Raw genomic sequence first — 19,691 nt, forward strand, 5'->3', positions numbered from 1 at the left:
AACGCCCAGGCACGTTCAGCGTCGGCGCGGTCGACGCTAGCGGCGAAATCGCGCAGCACGCCGTAAGTCTGGACCGAAGGTTGTCGGACGAAGTCGGCACGAAGGACGGCGACGTCGTCGGGGCTCAACCAGACGCGGCGAGGCCGGCGGCGACCAGATGCTTGCAGAAATTGCCGTCGGCATTGTGCGGGCAAGTGCAGACCCCGTCGGGTAATGGACCGGACCAGTCGAGCTCCACGGTGTAGACCTTCTTGGCCTGGATCGACCCGTAGGCCTTGACGTCCGTGATGCGCAGCCCACAGACATAGCGGACGTAATCTTCGCCGCGGCCGTAGACGAGGTCGCCGGCCATGTCGAACAGCGTCGTTTCAGAGAGCGGCACGGGCACCATGGTGCCCGATCGGAGTGGCCCAGGCTCGACTGAGACGCCGTCACGGCGCAATATCGACTGCCAACACTTCGGTCCTCACCCCGAGTGCCTCGTAGGTCGACCTGGCACGCGCGTCTCGGGTGACCAGGACTGCGCGGTGTTCACGAGCCGCCAACGCAACGAGTCCGTCATACGTCGCTCCGCCGGCGATCCCGCGTCGGGCGAACCGACGATGGGCGGCTCGTGCGGCCCGTGCACCGAGTTGTAGGGGTTCGGGGAAATTCTCGTCGAGCAATGCCACGGCATCACTAGGATCCACGCGAGCATCGCCAGGAAGGCGTGTGAGCACAGAATATGTTTCGACCAGCGCATGACCGCTAAGACCCAGAGTTCGCCCCTTGGCCCACTTCGCAACCATGGCGTGTTGTGGGTGGGAAGTCATGAGGAGCGGCACTGCAACGCTCGTGTCGACCGCTGTGACACCCGCCGGCGTCAACGGCGTCCTGAATCGATGAGCGCGAACATCATTTCGTCGGTGACCACGGTGTCGGCTGTGGCGACCAGGCGTCCGTCCTCATCCCGCCGAACTCGTGCGGTTCGCCCGCCGGGAATGATCTGTATCCCACCGCCGTAGGCAGAAATATCGACCTTCGTACCGGGTGCCAGGCCCAATGCATCACGAAGTTGCTTGGGCAGGACAACACGCCCGCCGGAATCGATGACAGCCTCCATGGGATTAGAGTACCAGCCAGATCCCATCGCCCCGCGGCGGGAAGTGAAGGGCCTTAGCCGAAGCTCCTATCCATGCTCGGAAGGGCTACGACGCGCAAGGCGAAACGGGCTAAGGCTTCCTGGCGAGCAGCCACGCTTCGCCGTCCCCTTCATCCGCGGCGATGATCTCCAGCTGAGCGAACGCGGTCGTCAATTCCCCTGGCGCCACCCGAAACGGTGTCGGGTCGGCGCCGACGACACTCAACGCCGAGATCGCCAGCAGCCCACTGGGTGCCAGTCGCCCGACGATCGGTTGGTCAAGTCGGCGGTCCCGGAACCGGTGGCACACAACAACATCGGCGGGTGCACCCGCGGGTAGGCCGGAGTCGAGGTCGACGACGTCGAAGCGGCAGCGATCGCCGACGCCGCTGCGTGCCGCCAGATCCCGCGCCTGCGTGATGGCCGTCGGCGAGATGTCGACGCCCCAGACCTGCATGCCGCGACGGGCGAGCCATACGCTGGCCAGCCCCGGCCCGCACGCCAGGTCCAGCGCTCGTCCCTCGGTCGGGAAGATGTCCTCGAACGCGGCGAACACGGCAGGAACACGCACGTCGGACACGGATGGCGCCGCGCGGCTTCGGTAGCGTCCCTCCCAGCGATCGCGGTCCTGCTCGCTCATCGGCCAGCCGACGGCAGGTTCAGTCGCCGCGCCAAGTCGGGCCCACCCACCTCGCGGATGAAGTCGGCATCCCCGCAAACGACCAATTGATCACGGGCCCTGGATAATCCGACATAGAGCCGTTCGCGGGAGCGATCGAACGCGGACTCCTCATTGACGACCAGCACCACCGCCCGTCGCTCAAGGCCCTTAAATCCGAGCACGTGCCCGTAGAACACCTGATCGGTATCCCAGAAACTGTCCCAGTAGGCCCGATGCCCGGCCTTTTGCCGCTCTACTTGTTCGGGATGACGGCTGCCGGTGGTCAGCAGCGCCACGTCCTCGGGGCGCCAGCCGTCCTCGAGCAGCCGGTCGACCGCGTCGTCGCCGACGTTCATCGCGTCCTCGCGCGCACAGGGGATGAACTGCACCGCGGGCCCCTCGCCGCCGAGGTAACGCATCGGGTGATCGACAAGCGGCTGAAACGCATTGGCGATCTGGCGGGTGTTGCGTAGGTTGTGGTCGAGCAGCAGCGGCACCAGCGGGACCGGTGGTGCGCCGAACCGGTTGAACACCCGCTGACCCTCGTCGGTGAACACATAGATGCCGCCGGACTCATCGTCGGCGAGCGCGGCCAACAGCGGATCCCACCAGGCGTCGGCGAAATCCTGGGCCTCGTCGACCACGATCGAATCGAACCGGTGCCCCGGCTCCAATTGTGTTGCCAGCTCGGTCATCTGCAAGGGAAGGTCATGTTCCCAGAACTGCACCGTCTCGTCGGTACGAAGCGCCTCGTCAGGTCCTTCCGGCGCGCCCCACAGCTTCCCGAGGTCGTGGAACTCCCCGACGTAGCCGGGTTGTTGGCGTCGCGGCCAGGTGGCGCAGATGCGCTCCAGGTACGACGCCAGCCCGTGGGAGTAGCAAACCAGCGCGACGCGCTGGCCCTTGGCCGAGAGCCGGCGGGCCTGCTCCATCGCCAGGAAGGTCTTGCCGCTGCCCGCTCCCCCGCGGATCTCGACGCGGTTGAGCAGCTGGATGGCGTCGAGGATGACGGCCTGGTGTTCGGTGAGCGCGTCGGCGGAGTCCTCGTTGGCCAACGCGCGAGCGACGATGCTGCGCTGCGGTAATCCCCTGCCGCTCAGTGCTGTTGAGAGCTGTTCGATACCGGTCGCGGTCAGCAGCGGGCGGTCGAGTTCCTGGCGGATGAGCACGTATCTGAGCTTGTCGACCAGCGTCGGCAGGTCGTTGCGGTCGATGACCTTCCAGCGCGGGCATTCCGGCCGCGCGAAGTCGGCGGCGATCTCGGCGTTGGGGAAGACGACGACGTGGTCCCAGCGCAGCCGGCCCTGGGTCCAGCGGTCGTCTTTCTCGATGAACTCGCGCAGCGCGTAGCAGGCTTCGCGGGCCTGGCGCACCGGGTTGATCTTGTGTTCGTGGCCGCGGCGGCGCTGCCACCAGGATTCGCCGTCGTGCCAGACGTCGTTGCCCTTGACCTCCAGGCAGACGATGCCCGCACCCTCGATGGCGACGACGAAGTCGACCTCGTGGTCCTTGAGGTGGTCGGTGACGCGCTGGCCGGCGATCACCGCATCGTTGGGTTCGAGCTGCTCGAGCAGGCAACCGTAGACCCTGCGCTCGGCGGCGTTGGCCAAGCGCGGCGTTTCATCAGGCGTGATCGTCATGACGTTCCCCCACAGTCGGAGGGTAGGACGGACGGCCGACATATTTCGCGTCTTCTGCGGCCTGCGTTTGGCGCAAAACCCGCCGCACGGCGGCCGCACTCGCGCGCGCGGCGTTGCACCGCACCTGATACGGGCCCTACGACGCGTCGGCGCCGAAGTATTCACTCCAGTCCAACACCTCCTGTTTGTATGACTTCGCCAACTGGTCGACGACGGCGATTGCCGTCGCGGTGAGTTCTCCGCGAATCCCGCTCTGCGCGTGTGCGAACGGAATATAGGCGCGCAGAATTTCTGGCACGTTGAGGACGGTGGCGATGGATACATAGCCGTTGTCGTATGACGATGCGTCCAGTGCGTGCTCGACGCGTGTTGCGCTCCAGCGCAGCGGGTCGCCGGTGCCGGTATCCAGGAGCTCGAGCAGCAATTCCCGGTAGTCGCGGTCAGTGAACGGAGCGCCCGCCGGTGATGCGAAGAACGCATCGACCACCTCCTCGTTCTGCTCGAAATCGACTAGGGGCGGCCGGTGTTGGGTGCCGCTTTCGGGTAGGTGCCGGATCAGCCAGGTCACCAGTGCCCGCCATTCCCACCACCTGTCATCCCCGTATCGAAGCAGCGGATGATCGAGCCCTTGGGTGATCCACGCCCGAGCATCGGCGAGGGTCATATCGACGACGCTCATATCGGGGTGCTTGGCGGCGCGGAGCACATTAGCGATCGAATCCTGCAGGAACAGCACGTCGGTGACTTCCGACCCGTCGTTGTGGTCGATGTACACCAGGCAGGTCAGCTCGTGGCCGCCGATGAGCCGCGCGCCGATCAGCAGCTGATCGGCGTCGCCGAGCACGTGGGGCATCCGCACGGCCCGATAGAGGTCGATCTGCCCGAGCCGGTACGCCCAGGCAGGCGCCATGTCGTCTCGCGCGGCAACATGCTGACGACACCGCTCCCGCAGGTCTTCGTCGTCGACATGCAGTTCAGCGAGCACGGCGAGCAGAGAGGTCGTCTCACGGCACGGCTTGTCGATCAGATTGGTGACCACCTGATCGAGACAAACCGCCTCGCGGCGAGGGCCTTGCAGCCTCGTGAAAACGTCTGGTGTCGCCGCATGGATCAGCGCGCTGGCCAACGCAAGCAGCTCCAGCGGACGGCGCGTGTACAGCAAGTCGCGGACCAGGGATACCAGTGGCGCGTCGTCCGTGGTGTCACGTTTGGCTCGACGCCGTGCGGCACGTCGCGCCTGTTTGGCTTGGCGTCGTCTGCGTCCGTCGTTCATGAGCGGACCGTACGCGCGGACACTGACAAGAACGGCCGAGTGCCTCCACGAACTCCCAAATCAGTCAGTGAGGGCTGACACCGTCTCGTGAGTAGCCTGGCAATATGCCGTCGAACGTTGCGACGATCATGGCGGCGGTCGGGCTGACATCCGCAGGCACAGTGCCGTGGCGAACCCCGGTGCCGCTTCGGGACCCAGGCGTTTATATCGTCGCCATGACTGACTCCGTGCTCGACACAGCGGGACAGTCGAAGTGTCCAATCTCGCCTTCTGCCATAGCAGAATTGCTCCATGTTCGGCCGGAACTCTTGCTGAACGGCAGGCGCCCGACATCCAGTCAACTTGAGCAACGCATAGCGTCCATGTGGCTCCCCGATGAGACGATCTTGTACATCGGGTTAGCAGGATCATCCGTATCCAAGCGGGTCGATCAGTACTACCGGACACCGCTTGGTGCGCGAAGTCCGCACTCAGGGGGCTGGCCGCTTAAGACACTCGCAACCATTGAGCGACTGTGGGTGCACTTCGCGCCCTGCCCCAACTCCGACGCTGCCGAACGAGAGATGTTGGCCGCGTTCATGGCTAACGTGTCAGCCTCGACACGACAGGTTCTGTTCGATTCGAACACCCCGCTGCCATTTGCCAACCTGACCGTCCCCGGCGGACCTCGGAAAAGACATGGAATTACCGGGGCGCGGGAGCCGCGTCGACGACAAGCGACACCGCAGTAGGCATCCGCGGCAGGTACGCGCGCGGTCAGCCGTTGCGGCCGACGATCAAGTCCTTGATTTCGGCGAGATGCTCATCCACCGAGCGGAATCGGGCTCGGGTTTCCTGACGGAAATCGGCCAGTTCCGTCTCGACGCCGGTCAGCCTGGTCTCGACGTTGGTCAGACGAGTCGTGTGTTCCCGTTGGGTCATGCCCAGCGTGTTGACGGCCGCCAACACGGCGCGGTAATCCCCCTGCGCTGCCTCCAGCGCCGAAATCCGCGCTTCGTGATCCTCGAGCATTCCCACGATCATCAGCGTAGGCGACGATGGCCGCTGGTGGTGCCGGTCGATGAGGTGGCTGTGGATAAACCGGCACGGTGGCCGATCCATGACCGCACCGGCGGCGCCTCGTATGGTGGCCGAATGCGCAAAGACCGAGTTCTCCACGTCGCCCGGCAGCTGGGGGCGTTGGCTGTCACGGCCGTGACGGCCGCCGCGACATTAAACGGCTACCGGCCGCTGGCGCGGCGCGGACGCCCGTCGATTCTGTCGTTCGGGCTCGGTCTGGTGGTCAGCGAGTTTCCGCTGCAGACGCTGGCCAGCCAGCTCGGCGGGCTGGCGTTGACGGCTCGGCGCATGACCCGGCCGGTGCGCATCATCGCGGCGGTGGTGGCCGCGATTTCGGCGGTGGGTCTGCTGAACTTCAACCGCGCGGGTCATCGGGCGGGTGTTCCGCTGCGCGACGCACTGGACGCCGGCCTCGGCCCCGATCGCCGCACCGACTCGACAGGCCTGTGGCGTCGGCCCGCCGGCGCGGGCACCGCCAAGAGTCCGGGTGCGCTGCGGATGCTGCGGATCTACCGCGACTACACCCACGACGGCAACATCAGCTACGGCGAATTCAGCAGCGCCAACCAGCTCGACATCTGGCGGCGCCCCGATCTCGATCCGACCGGCAAGGCGCCGGTGCTCTTCCAGATTCCCGGTGGCGCCTGGATCACCGGAAACAAACGCGGACAAGCACATCCGTTGATGAGCCACCTCGCCGAGCTCGGCTGGATTTGCGTGGCGATCAACTACCGGCACAGCCCGCGCAACACGTGGCCCGACCACATCATCGACGTCAAACGCGCACTGGCATGGGTCAAGACGCACATCGCCGAGTACGGCGGCGACCCGGACTTCATCGCGATCACCGGCGGCTCGGCCGGTGGGCATCTGTCGTCGCTGGCGGCGTTGACACCCAACGATCCGCGGTATCAGCCGGGCTTCGAGGACGTCGACACCCGGGTGCAAGCCGCCGTCCCGTTCTACGGCGTCTACGACTTCACCCGCTTCGAGGACGCGATGCATCCGTCGATGCCCGAACTGCTCGAGCAGATGGTCATCAAACAACCGCAGTCGACGAACTTCGACACGTATGTCGATGCGTCGCCGGTGAACCATGTGGCCGCCGACGCGCCCCCGTTCTTCGTGCTGCACGGCACCAACGATTCGCTGGTGCCCGTCGAGCAGGCGCGGGCATTCGTGGCCAAGCTGCGCGACGTCAGCACCCAACCCGTGGTATACGCCGAATTGCCGTTCGCCCAGCACGCTTTCGACATGCTTGGCTCGGCGCGCGCGGCGCACGCGGCAGTGGCCGTCGAACAGTTCCTGGCCGAGATCTACGCGGACCGGCAGCAGGCGACGGAATCACAAAGTCCCACCGGGTACTGACGGCCGACTCCGACTTTCGTCCGATTACTGGTTTGCGCTTGCTGAGCCAACACCATCGTGACGCTATGACCGAGACTGCACTGAGGGCTGCTGCACTACCGCACGACCCTGACTGCAATCTCGTGCCTAGGACCGCCGAGGCGCCATGCACCCGCCGTCGACCCCGAAGGCGTTGGCCTGGTGCCGCGCCACTGCCGCATCGAGCAGGCCATAGTCGGCCACCCTCAGCTCGACGCCCAAGGCTGCAGCACCGGCGACGATCGTCACAGCTCGTCGAGGTCACCGGTGGTTTCACCGGCGAGGTCCGCGAGGTCGTCACGCAAGCCGGGATCCGCCTGGCTGGCCTGGAGCCGCTTGACCGACTCTCCCGCGCCGAGCTCCGCGTAGACCGCCGCCTCGAACCCGAGGATCGTCTCGACCATCTTGTCGTCGAAGAACGGCAGCAGCTGCGTGGCGATCACCGCGGCGATACCGGCCTTGCGGTCGATCCAGAAGAAGCTGTTGAACAGCCCCGACCAGTCGGCCGAGCCGGCGCTGCGCATACCGGGCAGATCGACCAGGTACAGGTGGAAGCCCAGGCCCCAGCCCTGCGGGACGTCGAGCGACTCGACCGGCTTGGCCAGCTCGGGGATGGTCGGCTCCAGCATTTTCGGCAGCGGCGCCCCGTCGAGGTGGCCGCGCAACGCCAGCTCGACCGTTTCGCTTTTGAGGATGCGGGTGCCGTCGAGCTCGCCGCCGTTGAGCCAGGCGCGCAGGAAGCGCCCGTAGTCGGTGATCGTCCCGTAGGACCCGTGGCCGGCCGCGTCCCATTCCGGCTGGGCGGGCAGGTCGAGCTCGGTCGTGACGAGACTGCCGTCGGGTGCCCGGAAGCGGACGGGCAACAGCCGGGCGCGCTGTCCGTCGCTGGGGGCAAACGTGGAGTCGGTCATGTTGAGCGGGCCGTAGACGTGCTCGGCGAGGTAGTCGGCCAGCGTCTGGCCGCTGACGGCTTCGACGACCAGGCCGAGCCAGTCGGTGCTCATGCCGTACTCCCAGACCGTGCCGGGGTCGTGAACGAGCGGTGCGCTGAGGCTGCGCTTGATGCCTTCGAGCGGGTTGGGAAAGCCGTGCTCGGTGCAGTAGGTGAAGAGCTTCTCGTTCAGGAAGTGGTAGCCGCAGCCGGCGGTGTGGGTCATCAGCTGCCGGACGGTCGCCTGCGTCTTGGGCGCGCGCAACACCGGCTCACCGCCCTCGAAGCCGTCGAGCACCTGCAGCTCGCCGAACTCGGGCACGATCGAGGCGACCGGCGCGTCGAGCTGCACGCGGCCCTGTTCGACGAGTTGCAGCGCGGCGGTGGTGGCGACGGCCTTGGTCATCGACGCGTTGCGGAACATGCTGTCGGGCTTGGCATCTCCGGCTGATCCCTGGTAGAGGACGCCGTCGCGGCCGACCACGGTGGCGGCGACGCCGTGCAGCGTGCCGTCGGCGGTCACACCGGTCAGCAGGTCGTCGATGCGCTCGAACCCCATCGGAAGCTCCTTTGCTCGGGGATACGCGGGCCATCATCGCACGGGCCTCGCGGGGACCGAGTCAGCTCTGGGGAGGGTCCAAGGGGATGACCTCACCGCGGTTGATCGACACCCAGTCGCGGGCTTGCAGGTACGGGCGGAAGGACTCGACGATCGCCTGCTGGTCGGCGGGTGTCTTGGGGCGCTGCAGTTCGTAGAGGTGGGGGAATTCGGTCCATGCGACGACGGCGTCCCACAGTCGCACCGCGGCCTCTCCGGCGGGTGGGTCGATGAGCACCGGCCCGAACAGGCACTGCCCGTCGGGGAAGAACAGGGTGGGCACGCCGTAGCCGTCGGCGTCAACGACGCGCTGGTGATCGGCCATCACCTCGTCGTTGGTGGTCGGGTCGGCGATGGCCTCGTCGACCAGCCCGGGGTCGAAGCCGAGTTCGGTCAATAGTGTTCGCGCGACGTCCTTTTCGTGCGGTTTGAGGCCTTCGAGGTGCAGGGCGCGGGCGGCGCGTTCGTACCAGGCGTCGACGTCGGCCATCGACTGCCGGCGCAGCAGCGCGCCGATGCGCATCATCGACCAGCCGTAGGACCACTCGCGCTCCCACGGGTGCTTCTTGCCGTCCTGGCGGTTGATCTCTTCGAGGCTGAAGAAGCGCCAGTTCACCTGCAGACTGGTCTGATCGCGCACCTCGCGGATCCATCGCGACGTCTGGTAGGCGAACGGGCACATGATGTCGAAGTGAAAGTCAACAGAGACAGGGTGATTGGTCACAGCGAGTACCTCAGGCTGGGCGGCAGGTGGTCGCCATCCTGCCAGGCAATCGCGCCGGAGTCGATGACCGTGTAGCGGTCAAATTGGCGTACCGGAGGGTATCGGAGCGGTGTTAATGTGCGATTAGCGCGCGGAAGGGGGATGCCGTGTCACATCCGGATGAGCCGTTGAAGGTGGATCCGACGGAGTTGCGCATGGCCGCAGACCAGCTCGCCGGTCACGCCAGCGGTTTTCAGGCGGCGCATCAATCGGCGCAGACGCGGGCGAGCAATGCGGCTCTTGGATCGGGTTCGGCGGCCGCGGCGTTGCCCGCGATGGTGGCGGCTTGGGACGCGGACGGTGCGCGGTTCGGCGAGCATTTCGCCAGGTATGTACAGGCGCACCGGGAGGCCGCGGACGGCTATGTGAGCACTGACGCCGCCAGCGCCGACGAGATCGACGACGCGGGTTCTGCGCCGTGAGTTGAGCACGTGACGTTGAATCTGGAGGAGCTCAAGCAGTGGCCTCCCGAGATCGCCGATTTGGCTCGAGCAGCGCGCGATGCGGCGGCGAACCACACCGGTTCCGCGGACTTCTATCGCTCGTTGATCAGGGTGTCTACCTGGGAGGGACGCGGCGCGCAGGCGGCGATGTCGGCGATGGAGGCGTCGGCGGGCGAGCACGAGTCGGTGGCCGACAGTCTCGGCGCCGCGGCGAACCGGATGGAACTGGTCCACCAGGACGCTGAGGATCTCGCCGACACGATCAAGCGCATCCTCGATGATGCCGCCGCTGCGCCGGCGGTGGTCGTGGACGAGTCCACCAATCAGGTGATCCCGCCGGACACCAGCCACATGACCGAGGAGTACGCCGCGCAGGTCGCGGCCAAGGTCGCCGATCTGCAGGAGCGCATCGCTGCGGCGCTCGCCGACGGTGAACGGATGGACGCGGACCTGGCGGGCGCGATCACCGCGGCTAGTGGCACTGCCGAACCGGCGGTGAAGTCGGCGGCGTCGCTGCAGGATCTGTTGCTGCCCGACGACGGTGATAAGCGTGATAAGCCCGGTGAGCGGTCGGCCACGCCGGACAGTCTCGACGGCGCGTTGGGTCAGCTCACCGGAGAATCCGAGCAGCGGTCTTTTTCAGCTACGCCAGATGGTGTGGGCACCCCCGGGCCGGTGCGGATGGATCCGGCTAAGGTCGAGCAGTTCAAAGACCTTGCGCGACAGACGATGCTGCGCAGCGGTGTGCCGCCGGACCAGATCGAGCAGCGACTCGATGCGGTTGTCGCCGCCGTGCAAAAGCCGCTTCCGGCAACGAAACCCGCTGAACGCGACGCGGTGCCGCCGCCAGGGTTCGCCGAGGGGTTCGCCGACGGCTGGTTCAACACCGAAGAGAGCATCAAGGATCTGATTGGGGCCAACGGGTGGGAGGACCTCAAAGGCGCGTGGAGCGATATGGCCAAGGGCGCTTGGGAGCGCGCGACAAACCCGGTCGACACCTTGGCCGAGGAAGTCGAGCACGCGACGAAATACCCCGGGCACTTCCTTGGTGAAGCCGCCGGCGAGGCCGCGATCACTGCGCCGGGTGCGATGTTCGGCGGTGAGGCCGCACTCGCGGCCCGTGCGGCCATTCCCGACGATATCGTCGACATGCCAAGTGGTACAGGCACAGTCGACCATCCAACGCCACTCGACCCGGTAACGGGCGATCGTTCGGCGGCTGCCGTCTGGGATTACTCTGACGGCTACTCGCCTGACGCTCCACGTGTGACATCAAGCCTCAACGAAGCCTTCGTGAACGGGCTGCCGACGGCTGATCTTGCCCGTGAAGTGGCAGACCTCTCGACACACCACATACCGAGTCCGACCGGCGATGCGGGGATGGCAGATCGCGTGGTCCTAGGCAAGTGGGACGGACTCGAGGGAGGATATATCGGTGAAGCGAGGAACAACGGCGGTATCTACTTCGACACAGGCGACCGAGCCTGGAACGCCATCGGGCATGGCCTCAGTGACGAGCAAACGAGAAGCATCGCGTGGCAGGTGAACGAACAATTCCTGCTTATACAGTTGCAAAATGGCGTGCCCCGTATTGACTACGTCCTGCCAGGGGGTTTCGATAGCGTCGAGCAGGTCGCGGCGGTGCAAAGGCGGTCTTTCTCAGCCCTGGAGATCAACTTCTTGAAGGAAAACGCCGAACAATTCGGATACAAGCAGTACGGCAACTCGTGGGTATATGAGGGAGACGACTAGAGATGAAACCCGCTGAGCTAAAAGAGTTTCTAGATCCCACATTGTCGAGTGCAGGTTTCGAGCTTGATGAAGTTCAAGACGGAATCACCTACGGAGATCGTCCGGCGTGGGCAGTGTACTACCGCCGTACAGACTGCAAACTTCAGATTTGCTGGTCGGCACGGGATGGTGGAATCGATTTCATGCTTGCACCCCTCGACGCCCCGAACGAATTCGGACTTGTCAACCAATCAAAGAAATGGCGCTTCATGTTGCTACTTAGTGATGCGCATGATGACTTAGAGACGCCGGGACTTGATGCGAACAAAACCGCCGTGATGTCGTGGCTGAAGGCACTCTTCGATATCCACTTCCCAGCCGCGCACGCTGCACTATTGAATGAAGGTTAATAGCTGTCGTCGATCAGCCGGCACGTGGAAGGCCATGTAGGTGATAGCTACGATGGCACAGAGCTTTTCAGAAGTGGTGCAGCCTGGAATTGGCCGACTCTTGAACACCCTTGGATTTGAGCTTGAAGACACTGACAATCGCGTCGATGAGGGCGGGCGGCTTGGCACAGTGGTCTGCTACCGTGCCGATGATTGCAAGCCGCAGCTTTACTGGTCTGCGCGTGAGCGCGAGATCAATGCGATGATCGGTCCGCTCGACGCCCCCAACGAACACGAATCCCAAACTAGATGGCTCGAATGGCTCGAGACCGGATCTCGCAGTACTTCAGGGTTGCGCACGCCGGCGTGCTCGAAATGTATGGGGGGTCGGTGACGGGTACGAGTCATCACGGTCGATGATCTTCCGGCGTCGGCTATCGGATGCTTCGCACGTTCGAGGCGAGGCATCAACCCGCACATGAGGGCCCGTGGTGACCGGTGTTCACCAATGTGATCCAGCCCGGGCCGGATCGGTGTCGATCGTTGACGTGTAACCGCGCCACGAGGTGAACCCGGCCGAACGACAGCTATCCGTCAATTTCGGTTCTAGAGAAGGCAATTGACGGCCCGGCGGGGTTGATGATGATCCCGTCGAAGCCGTTCGTACTAACCATCTCGAGAACCTTGGGCGTGGTGAACGCGGCGTAGGCATCCGATGGGTGGGACGCGACGGCCTCGGGTGCGCTGGTAAAGGCGAGCAGGGCCGGTGAGCGATCGGCCAAGGTTGTCCAGCGAACCCGCGCCTTGCCTGGTTCGGTTGCCTCGTCCACAGCCAGCAGCATCGGGCCGTCCGTCAAGAGGACGTCCAAGACATCACTCCTGTCGGCATCACCAGCATCGAGCGCAGCCAGCACTGCCTTCAGGGGCTCGTTATTCGGATTCCGCAAGGCAAAATCGATATCCGCGGCCGACAATGCGCACGTCGGCCCGGCGGATCGATATAAAGCCAGGCGTCGTGTTGTCGACGCGCCATTCCCAGCGCGCCGGTCGCCGGCGTGACCATCGACTGAGTCTCCGTGCCAGGCGGATACAGACGGGCGATCTCCTGCTGACGCGTGAACGCGAACAGCGCCCGACCACCGTCTGGGCCCGTCCCGCCGCGGATTTGGATCTGCGATCCGCGCGAATACGAGCCGCCCTCTGGCTTGTCCGACCCAGTGAGGTCGAAGAGGAGTTCGCCGTACATGCACGACCGAAGCACCTCAATCGAGGATCTCTGGTCCGGCCTGGCTGCGAACTCACCGACCGCCCGACGGACGGTCACATTGTCGACCAAGGTCATGAAGGCGCACCCCTTTCTTACCCAGCATTGCCCGTCCACCAGCTGTATGCAACGGCCGCCAAGGGAGCCCCTCAGATGATCGGCGAGCGATAGGAAAGCATCGACGATCTGCCGCGCGTTGTGCATTGTGTGTATTGAGAATCACCGAGGGAACGGCGAACGGTGTTCCCGCTGATTCCCGGCGCGGCGCCTGCCCCTACTCCTCGGCCTCCGCCAAAGAGATGCCACCGACCAGATTGCCCTTGCCTTAGCGATGACGCTGGAGCGCGCGTCCCGTCGCGGACTTCTGGAATGTTGCCGTATGGCGGCCAATGCCAGGCATGAGCGGTGATCACAAACAGACCATTGAATCGCTTCGTTCGCGCAGGTCAGCGTACTCGCGGACCGCAGCGTCGCGCCGTGGCAGCGGAGATGTCAGTGGGTCGAGTTACGGTCGGCTCGGAAGCGCTAATCAAGGGGGGATGATGCGCGGACGTTGGGGAATCGCGAGCGCGCTCGCGTTGTGCGGAGCGGTTGTGTTGTCGAGTCCGGCGCGGGCCGACCAGTACGAGTTCATCGCACAGCTGGACAACATGGGGGTGTGGTACGAGTCGACCATCGAGATGATCGACATCGGCAAGGAGCTGTGTCACGAACTGCGCTTCGGGGTGCCGCCGCCTGCGGTGCTGGGCAAGCTGCAGCGGACGGGGTTCGCGCCCGCGGAAGCGGCGATCGTGTTGTTGTCGGCGGTGAACACCATGTGCCTGGACACCAAGCCGGCGGTTGTCGAGTGGGCACGCAGCATCGGCTACACCCAGCCGCTTTAGAGGCGGGTGTGTGATGGCAAGGCGCGGTTCGGATTCCGGCGGTGGGGCGGCATTTTTCGGCGTGCTGATCCTGATCTGGGTGGCCATCAACTACTACTGGGTCATCGTCGGCGTGGGGGCGGCGATCGGACTATTCTTCGGGATCCGGGCGCTCATTCGCCGCGAGCAGGAACGCCGACTGGCCGCCGCCCGTGAAGCCGAGATCCTGGCGCACCGTGCTGAGCGGCAGCATGGTTGGACGTTGCGAGGCGATGCCAGGGGCGTCTACGGCGTCGAAGGTGCGAAGTTGATGAAGTCGATCACGTCTCAGCCCGACGTTCCATCGGACGACCCGCCTGACGATGACGAACACTTCGGTGCCATCGCTTACACCGCAAAGGATCTCGACGTGTTGCTGAGAGAAAGGCCGAGGGGATGGCCGTGGGCGGCCTTCGTCTCGGTACTCGTGCAACGCTTCGCGAAAGTGCGACCGCGTCTCCGCGATTGGGAGTTGCACTACTCGCCGGCACCGGTCCGACACCTGTGGAGCGGCTGGGAGGTCGCGGCGTACTTCGAGGGTTGCGTCGACGACCTGTGTGAGCTCACCGGGCGGTTGGAATCGTTCATGAAATCGCCGGCGTTCAAGAACGTGATCGGCGACGACGAAGACATCGGCAACGGCGACGGAATCCTGCACGTGGCCAATCGGCTGATGGACTTTCACGAGCGGTTCCTCGAGCTGGCCGAGCGCTGCCGCGATGTCAGCGTGCCGTCACCGTATGAGCGGCTGCGGAAAGACTGCACACAGCTGATGAGCATCCCGCTCGACGGATTCCGGGTGTTCATCGACGAACTCGTCGGAATTGTCGCAGGCATGCCCGACGTCATGCGGCACGCCACGAGCGACGATGTCTATCTCGGCGCAGTCGTCCTCGAGATGATCGGCGACGAACGGCTCATGAAGCGGATCGAGAAGCAGGTGCAAGACGCGGCGAAACACTGACGTTCGAGCAAGAGCGGGATCCCCCGCACGCATCGGCCGGGCGTCATGGCCGGCAAGATACATCGGCCCACAGATACGCCAGGGCGCGCGCTGACCACCCACAGCGACCTGACGTAACGACCGCTTTGCCGCAGTCCGTTGTCGTGTCTCGTGGCTACGATTGATGAATGCGAAGGACATGGAGAGCAATCCCGTGACGGCGCGAGAAAGCGTACTGTTGCGAGGCCCCGTCGACTGGATTGCGCTCGACCGCATCCACTGGGACGTCGCGCAGGAGAATCCTGGTTCGCCGCTGAATGTGGTCCAGGCTAAGACGTTGGAGCTTATCCGTTCTCTCGTCGACGAAGGGATCGGGGCGTTGACATCCCTCTCCAGATGTCGCTGCTCGGACTGACAGTAGCTAGCGGCTTGTTCGCGATATTCGGATCCACTGGGACACTGAACATTCCGGCGCCAGAGCAGATGCGCTTGTACATTCCGTTCGTCAGCGCGGTAGGCGCAATCGCGGGTGCGCCGATCGTGTGGCGAACACTTCGTCGCGGCAGCTTGCAGTACCTGCGCTTGACCCCCAACGGATTCACATTCGTGCAAGGGTGGCGACCTCAGCGCGGTGACTGGGCGCGCGTCGTAGATGTCACTGACGCCCCTCCGAACCAGTCGGCTCCCACACCGAGCGCGATAGTCGTAGTGATGTCCGACGAGGACGTGTTGACACTGCCGGCAGCGTCGTTTACCCGGAGGGGCGAGCGCTTCGCAAGCTGGTCCGATTCTATTGGCAGAACCCGGATCACCGCGACGAACTGACCGACGGCCAGGCACTGAAGCGCCTGGCTGATGGTCGCTTCGGGTAAGGCTCGCAATAAGACTGAGGAATAAGTGATCCGTTCGTGCGCCTCGTCGACCCATCCGACTGTCTGGTATGTACCCGACAAGTGATGTCGGCGTGTTGGCAACGTAATCAAACTGATTCACGCCACCAACCTCCGATTCGAGGCGGCCTCCATTCTGCGAACTGCTCGTGCGAGGTCGATAGCCGTCCCCACGAGCGGCACCGAATCTCGAAGCCTAGGACAAGCGGTGGAGGTCAGGTGTCCGCACCGGTCGGCCCAAAGCCCGCGTGTACAACGCGTGCAATCGCGGTGTCTCGGCGGGATCGACGTCCTCAACTGATTGGTCGAGCCCGCTTTCGTCGTCCAACTCCCAGTCCATATCCAATAGGCACAGTGTCTCCATATCGCGATCGACGCATCGGATCGCCCGGTCCACATCGCACCAGTGCTCGTGCATGCACTGCGCCACGACGCTCTCACACACAGAACCGACGAGCGGGACGTACTCAGCCAGTTCGCCGTCGCGGTAGCGCGCGAGGGTGACGTCGCTGAATGCGTATCCCGGGTCGTCGGGGTCCACTTCGGTGATGACATGAACGACGCCGACGCCCTCGATTGGAACACGGGTGTGGAGCCGCAGCAGCGAATCACCTGCGTTGCTCGATCGAGCGAGATCGCGGTCTAGCGTCGGGTAAATACTGGTTGCTGCCTGCATGTACACCATTCTAGTGACGACCACCGACAAAACCTGCTGACTTTGCTGCTTGTGTGGCGAATGTCGTGACGATCGCCTAAGGAGACGTCGCCGTACTTCTGACGGGCGGCGTTCGCATGGACACCCTTGCGACGGCACATGCCGCCAGATGCCTGAACGTCTCGAGCAGATGATCGTTCAGGGTGGGCTTGGTGTGAGTCCGCGCTTCGGTCGGAGACAACAGCACCTGGTGACCATCGTCGGTCTGGGTGGGGCGACCCCGCTTGCACCCAACGCGTATGGCGCGTTTGCAGGCGCCAGCCGTGCTCGACTCTACTCGGCAGCACCCAGAGCACGAACGGGAAGCTCACATGCGTTGAAGGTTCGCTAGCTCTGTGCTAGATACGGCCTCAAGGAAGGGACCTGGCATGAGCTATCCGCGTTGGTGTTATTTCCCCCGGAATATCTACCCACCTACTTGGGCAAGAGAGTTGGTCGACGTCACCGCTCAAGTGGAGAACCAAATCTCCACCATTGGAGGTGAGGTTCGCTTGACGAGCGACGGGGTCCTACGCGAACTGCGGCCGGAACTTGAGAATCTGGGTTTCATCGCCGAGACGAGTAAGACTCGAGCTGGAAAGATCCGACGTCCCGTTCTCTTCGGCGAGAACGGCAAGCCGCGTGTTTCGTACGAAATCGACGCATTCCATGATGAATTCGGAATCGCGGTCGAGGTCGAGGCGGGCAGAGGTGTGGCCAATCACGCTGACTACCGCAATATCGTAAGAACTGCGCTGATCCTCGATGCCACCTTTCTTGCTCTCTACATGCCGATCTACTACCGAACTTCGAACGCTGTCACCCAGGGGTACAAACGGACACTCGAACAGCTCGACGCAATATATGCATCCCAGCGGCTGCAACTCCCTTTCACAGGGATACTCCTAGTCGGATACTAACCGAGGCGGGTGCCCCGACCCCTCCAGTAAACCGCGCGACCGGCCCATGGCTTTCGCCGGCTATATCCGAACGTCCAGTTATCGTTACTTCGTGACGAAGCCCCGATCCAAACCGAGGAAACACACTGGCTACGGGGTGCGCTTGGTGCGGGGGCCCTTCCTGAAGTTGCCGCCCCACCCGGACCACACCGAGGATGTCGGCACGCTGGTCGACTACGCCACGCGCTTGAAGGTGGCCGGCGCTCCCCTCGCGGCAGACTTTTTCAGTGGCGCGGGTGGGCTGAGCCTGGGCCTCGAACAAGCCGGCTTCAAGGTGGTCCTTTCTGCTGATCACGAACCATTTGCGATCCGGACCCACGCCCACTACTTCGGCGGGTTGTCAGTCGACTGGGACCTGTCTGATCCGAAAGTTGTGGAGCACGTGGCCGAGCTCGTTGTGGCAGCAGGTATCGACCTCGTGGCTGGAGGACCGCCATGCCAACCGTTCTCCAAGGCTGGGCGTTCGATGCTGCGCCACCGAGTTCAGGCAGGTCTTCGCGACCCGCACGATGAGCGCCGAGACCTGTGGCGCTCTTTTCTCGAGATCATCGAACGGTCGCGGCCACGGGCAGTCCTGATGGAGAACGTGCCCGACATGGCTCTCGACCGAGAGATGTTCATCCTCCGCAGCATGGTCGAGGAGCTGGAACAGATCGGATACTCCGTCGAGGAACGCGTCGTGGATGCATGGCGGTACGGGGTACCTCAGTTCCGGCAGCGGCTGATTCTAGTGGCGCTTCGCGACAATGTTGAGTTCCGCTTCCCTGCCGAGACAGAAGAAAAGGTCTCGGTGTGGACGGCCATCGGTGACCTTCCGGAAGTAGAGGGGGGCTGGCGGCCGGACGGCGGCGAACACGGTTGGGCTGAGTATGCGGGCCCAGTGACGAAATTTCAGAAGGAGATGCGTGCGGGGGTCCCAGCCTCAGACCGACACAAGGTGTTCGACCACATCACCCGGCCTGTCCGGGAAGATGACCGCCAAGCGTTTGAATCCATGACGCACGCGACGAAGTACACCGAGCTGAGCAAGGAGCACCAGCGATACCGCGGTGACATCTTCGATGACAAGTACAACCGGCTCAACGAGAACGATCTATCCCGGACAATTACGGCCCACATCGCGAAGGATGGGTACTGGTACATCCATCCGCGCCAGAGCCGCACGCTGACCGTCCGAGAGGCAGCCCGCCTACAGACGTTCCCGGACGATTTCCGTTTCGACGGGCCCCCTTCCGCTGCCTTTCGACAGATTGGCAACGCGGTCCCGCCGCGTCTGGGCTATGTGATGGGGCAAGCGATCCGTGAGTCGTTAGATGGGCCGCGGGACGCGGGCATTAGTACGAAGAAGACGGCGGAACTGCTGGCGGAGTGGTGGCTGAAGAAGGACCGCGAAGAGGCTCTCCCTTGGCTTCGGTCTGGCTCACGCTGGCTTGTGATTGCGGGCGAGGAGCTGCTGGATCGAGCCTCGCGCACGCTGCTCCGGCAAGGATGGAAACTGTTACAGCGCAATGACCAGCCGTGGACATTAAGACCCGCGCAACAAAAGCGCTTCGCCGAAGAACTTGCGTTTCTCACAGAGAATTCCGGTCGGGAACAACGAGCCGACCGTGTCCTCCAACTCGCCGACCGGCTCAATAAGAACCCAGCGGCACTGGATGGGTCGGCCGTCGAGATCCGTGCTGCACTCGGAGTACCGGAGTCTGTTGCGGATCTAGCCGTACTCGCGGTGCCCAGAGAGACTCGAGAGGACCGAGAAGCAGGCCCTGAAGAGCCCGTTCTCGTCACGAAAGGTGTTCTGCGGGTGGCAAGCCGGTTCCAGGGAAACTTGGACGTGGAACGGAGAAACCGGATGACTGACGGGCGCCTCGCTGTCGCACGCATGATCGGTATGGGGGAGTTCTCACGCTCGGCTCATCTGGGGTTGATTGAACTCGCTAATCTCTGGTGCCGGCCGGTCAACCCAGTGTGCTCAGAGTGTCCTTTGAACACGCAATGCAGCGAAGGGCAGAGGCAGCGCATCCTCAACCCGACTCTTTACGACTGAA

The 19,691-nt window shown here is 64.0% G+C and carries 22 protein-coding genes and 1 pseudogene; 9 read left to right on the forward strand and 14 right to left on the reverse strand.

Annotated features, from left to right (window positions below; all coding sequences use genetic code 11):
* Window positions 1–124: 124 nt before the first annotated feature.
* The 7 genes from ABQF13_RS07580 to ABQF13_RS07610 form a co-directional block, all read right to left on the reverse strand.
* Window positions 125–382, reverse strand: coding sequence for an SWIM zinc finger family protein (locus tag ABQF13_RS07580; RefSeq protein WP_448392127.1), 258 nt, complete (start codon window positions 380–382; stop codon window positions 125–127).
* 49 nt (window positions 383–431) lie between these two features.
* Window positions 432–866, reverse strand: a complete 435-nt coding sequence (locus tag ABQF13_RS07585) for a type II toxin-antitoxin system VapC family toxin (RefSeq protein WP_448392128.1) — start codon at window positions 864–866, stop codon at window positions 432–434.
* Window positions 863–1,102 carry an AbrB/MazE/SpoVT family DNA-binding domain-containing protein gene (locus ABQF13_RS07590; protein ID WP_448392129.1) on the reverse strand — a complete coding sequence of 80 codons (240 nt, stop codon included), beginning with the start codon at window positions 1,100–1,102 and terminating at the stop codon, window positions 863–865. The genes ABQF13_RS07585 and ABQF13_RS07590 overlap by 4 nt, the downstream gene beginning before the upstream one ends.
* A 109-nt stretch (window positions 1,103–1,211) precedes the next feature.
* A complete protein-coding gene (locus tag ABQF13_RS07595) occupies window positions 1,212–1,760 on the reverse strand; it encodes a class I SAM-dependent methyltransferase (protein WP_448392130.1) in 549 nt (182 codons plus the stop codon).
* Window positions 1,757–3,421: an NERD domain-containing protein gene (locus tag ABQF13_RS07600; protein WP_448392131.1), complete on the reverse strand. Its 1,665-nt coding sequence runs from the start codon at window positions 3,419–3,421 to the stop codon at window positions 1,757–1,759. Before ABQF13_RS07600 ends, ABQF13_RS07595 begins: the two co-directional genes overlap by 4 nt.
* A 136-nt stretch (window positions 3,422–3,557) precedes the next feature.
* A complete protein-coding gene (locus ABQF13_RS07605) occupies window positions 3,558–4,694 on the reverse strand; it encodes a hypothetical protein (protein ID WP_448392132.1) in 1,137 nt (378 codons plus the stop codon).
* Between the two features lie 756 nt (window positions 4,695–5,450).
* Window positions 5,451–5,705: a hypothetical protein gene (locus ABQF13_RS07610; RefSeq protein WP_448392656.1), complete on the reverse strand. Its 255-nt coding sequence runs from the start codon at window positions 5,703–5,705 to the stop codon at window positions 5,451–5,453.
* A 123-nt stretch (window positions 5,706–5,828) separates the two neighbouring features.
* Between ABQF13_RS07610 and ABQF13_RS07615 the strand changes: the two genes are divergently transcribed.
* Window positions 5,829–7,121 carry an alpha/beta hydrolase fold domain-containing protein gene (locus tag ABQF13_RS07615; RefSeq protein ID WP_448392133.1) on the forward strand — a complete coding sequence of 431 codons (1,293 nt, stop codon included), beginning with the start codon at window positions 5,829–5,831 and terminating at the stop codon, window positions 7,119–7,121.
* Between the two features lie 156 nt (window positions 7,122–7,277).
* Here ABQF13_RS07615 and ABQF13_RS07620 read toward each other — a convergent pair.
* The 3 genes and pseudogenes from ABQF13_RS07620 to ABQF13_RS07630 form a co-directional block, all read right to left on the reverse strand.
* Window positions 7,278–7,388: pseudogene (locus ABQF13_RS07620) on the reverse strand (type II toxin-antitoxin system death-on-curing family toxin); the annotation flags it as partial.
* Entirely contained in the window at window positions 7,385–8,629 is a 1,245-nt protein-coding gene (locus ABQF13_RS07625) for a serine hydrolase domain-containing protein (RefSeq protein ID WP_448392134.1), read from the reverse strand. The pseudogene ABQF13_RS07620 and the gene ABQF13_RS07625, both read right to left, overlap by 4 nt.
* A gap of 61 nt (window positions 8,630–8,690) precedes the next feature.
* Complete coding sequence (locus tag ABQF13_RS07630; protein ID WP_448392135.1) at window positions 8,691–9,392, reverse strand: mycothiol-dependent nitroreductase Rv2466c family protein; 702 nt, start codon at window positions 9,390–9,392, stop codon at window positions 8,691–8,693.
* A gap of 146 nt (window positions 9,393–9,538) precedes the next feature.
* Between ABQF13_RS07630 and ABQF13_RS07635 the strand changes: the two genes are divergently transcribed.
* From ABQF13_RS07635 to ABQF13_RS07645, 3 genes are read left to right on the forward strand one after another with little or no spacing between them, the layout of a single operon-like run.
* Window positions 9,539–9,853 carry an ESX-1 secretion-associated protein gene (locus ABQF13_RS07635; RefSeq protein WP_448392136.1) on the forward strand — a complete coding sequence of 105 codons (315 nt, stop codon included), beginning with the start codon at window positions 9,539–9,541 and terminating at the stop codon, window positions 9,851–9,853.
* 15 nt (window positions 9,854–9,868) lie between these two features.
* Complete coding sequence (locus ABQF13_RS07640; RefSeq protein ID WP_448392137.1) at window positions 9,869–11,626, forward strand: hypothetical protein; 1,758 nt, start codon at window positions 9,869–9,871, stop codon at window positions 11,624–11,626.
* A gap of 2 nt (window positions 11,627–11,628) precedes the next feature.
* A complete protein-coding gene (locus ABQF13_RS07645; protein WP_448392138.1) occupies window positions 11,629–12,015 on the forward strand; it encodes a hypothetical protein in 387 nt (128 codons plus the stop codon).
* A 67-nt stretch (window positions 12,016–12,082) separates the two neighbouring features.
* Here the strand turns inward: ABQF13_RS07645 and ABQF13_RS07650 are convergent, their stop codons facing one another.
* From ABQF13_RS07650 to ABQF13_RS07660, 3 genes are all read right to left on the reverse strand, one after another.
* Entirely contained in the window at window positions 12,083–12,289 is a 207-nt protein-coding gene (locus ABQF13_RS07650; protein ID WP_448392139.1) for a hypothetical protein, read from the reverse strand.
* A 292-nt stretch (window positions 12,290–12,581) separates the two neighbouring features.
* On the reverse strand, window positions 12,582–12,968 hold the full coding sequence (locus tag ABQF13_RS07655; protein WP_448392140.1) for an SseB family protein: 387 nt from the start codon (window positions 12,966–12,968) through the stop codon (window positions 12,582–12,584).
* A complete protein-coding gene (locus ABQF13_RS07660) occupies window positions 12,914–13,462 on the reverse strand; it encodes an SseB family protein (RefSeq protein ID WP_448392141.1) in 549 nt (182 codons plus the stop codon). The genes ABQF13_RS07655 and ABQF13_RS07660 overlap by 55 nt, the downstream gene beginning before the upstream one ends.
* 338 nt (window positions 13,463–13,800) lie before the next feature.
* Here ABQF13_RS07660 and ABQF13_RS07665 point away from each other — a divergent pair, with 338 nt between their 5' ends.
* From ABQF13_RS07665 to ABQF13_RS07675, 3 genes are all read left to right on the forward strand, one after another.
* Entirely contained in the window at window positions 13,801–14,142 is a 342-nt protein-coding gene (locus ABQF13_RS07665; protein WP_448392142.1) for a DUF732 domain-containing protein, read from the forward strand.
* Between the two features lie 13 nt (window positions 14,143–14,155).
* The gene (locus ABQF13_RS07670) at window positions 14,156–15,124 is read left to right on the forward strand and encodes a hypothetical protein (RefSeq protein ID WP_448392143.1); all 969 of its coding nucleotides are present in this window, start codon (window positions 14,156–14,158) and stop codon (window positions 15,122–15,124) included.
* A gap of 163 nt (window positions 15,125–15,287) precedes the next feature.
* Window positions 15,288–15,518 carry a hypothetical protein gene (locus ABQF13_RS07675; protein WP_448392144.1) on the forward strand — a complete coding sequence of 77 codons (231 nt, stop codon included), beginning with the start codon at window positions 15,288–15,290 and terminating at the stop codon, window positions 15,516–15,518.
* A 671-nt stretch (window positions 15,519–16,189) separates the two neighbouring features.
* Here the strand turns inward: ABQF13_RS07675 and ABQF13_RS07680 are convergent.
* Window positions 16,190–16,669 (reverse strand): hypothetical protein, encoded by a 480-nt coding sequence (locus ABQF13_RS07680; RefSeq protein ID WP_448392145.1) that lies wholly within the window; start codon window positions 16,667–16,669, stop codon window positions 16,190–16,192.
* A 407-nt stretch (window positions 16,670–17,076) separates the two neighbouring features.
* Here ABQF13_RS07680 and ABQF13_RS07685 point away from each other — a divergent pair, with 407 nt between their 5' ends.
* Both ABQF13_RS07685 and ABQF13_RS07690 read left to right on the forward strand, forming a co-directional pair.
* Entirely contained in the window at window positions 17,077–17,607 is a 531-nt protein-coding gene (locus ABQF13_RS07685) for a hypothetical protein (protein ID WP_448392146.1), read from the forward strand.
* A 91-nt stretch (window positions 17,608–17,698) separates the two neighbouring features.
* The gene (locus ABQF13_RS07690) at window positions 17,699–19,690 is read left to right on the forward strand and encodes a DNA cytosine methyltransferase (RefSeq protein WP_448392147.1); all 1,992 of its coding nucleotides are present in this window, start codon (window positions 17,699–17,701) and stop codon (window positions 19,688–19,690) included.
* The last annotated feature ends 1 nt before the right edge of the window (window position 19,691 follow it).

The sequence above is a fragment of the Mycolicibacterium sp. XJ879 genome, from assembly GCF_053483935.1.

Excerpts from the sequence above, each read along its gene's own strand:
- ABQF13_RS07590 (WP_448392129.1), bottom strand. The coding sequence starts at position 1,102 with ATGGAGGCTGTCATCGATTCCGGCGGGCGTGTTGTCCTGCCCAAGCAA.
- ABQF13_RS07595 (WP_448392130.1), bottom strand. The coding sequence starts at position 1,760 with ATGAGCGAGCAGGACCGCGATCGCTGGGAGGGACGCTACCGAAGCCGC.
- ABQF13_RS07600 (WP_448392131.1), bottom strand. The coding sequence starts at position 3,421 with ATGACGATCACGCCTGATGAAACGCCGCGCTTGGCCAACGCCGCCGAG.
- ABQF13_RS07605 (WP_448392132.1), bottom strand. The coding sequence starts at position 4,694 with ATGAACGACGGACGCAGACGACGCCAAGCCAAACAGGCGCGACGTGCC.
- ABQF13_RS07610 (WP_448392656.1), bottom strand. The coding sequence starts at position 5,705 with ATGCTCGAGGATCACGAAGCGCGGATTTCGGCGCTGGAGGCAGCGCAG.
- ABQF13_RS07615 (WP_448392133.1), top strand. The coding sequence starts at position 5,829 with ATGCGCAAAGACCGAGTTCTCCACGTCGCCCGGCAGCTGGGGGCGTTG.
- ABQF13_RS07625 (WP_448392134.1), bottom strand. The coding sequence starts at position 8,629 with ATGGGGTTCGAGCGCATCGACGACCTGCTGACCGGTGTGACCGCCGAC.
- ABQF13_RS07645 (WP_448392138.1), top strand. The coding sequence starts at position 11,629 with ATGAAACCCGCTGAGCTAAAAGAGTTTCTAGATCCCACATTGTCGAGT.
- ABQF13_RS07660 (WP_448392141.1), bottom strand. The coding sequence starts at position 13,462 with ATGCACAACGCGCGGCAGATCGTCGATGCTTTCCTATCGCTCGCCGAT.
- ABQF13_RS07665 (WP_448392142.1), top strand. The coding sequence starts at position 13,801 with ATGCGCGGACGTTGGGGAATCGCGAGCGCGCTCGCGTTGTGCGGAGCG.
- ABQF13_RS07670 (WP_448392143.1), top strand. The coding sequence starts at position 14,156 with ATGGCAAGGCGCGGTTCGGATTCCGGCGGTGGGGCGGCATTTTTCGGC.
- ABQF13_RS07675 (WP_448392144.1), top strand. The coding sequence starts at position 15,288 with ATGAATGCGAAGGACATGGAGAGCAATCCCGTGACGGCGCGAGAAAGC.
- ABQF13_RS07680 (WP_448392145.1), bottom strand. The coding sequence starts at position 16,669 with ATGCAGGCAGCAACCAGTATTTACCCGACGCTAGACCGCGATCTCGCT.
- ABQF13_RS07685 (WP_448392146.1), top strand. The coding sequence starts at position 17,077 with ATGAGCTATCCGCGTTGGTGTTATTTCCCCCGGAATATCTACCCACCT.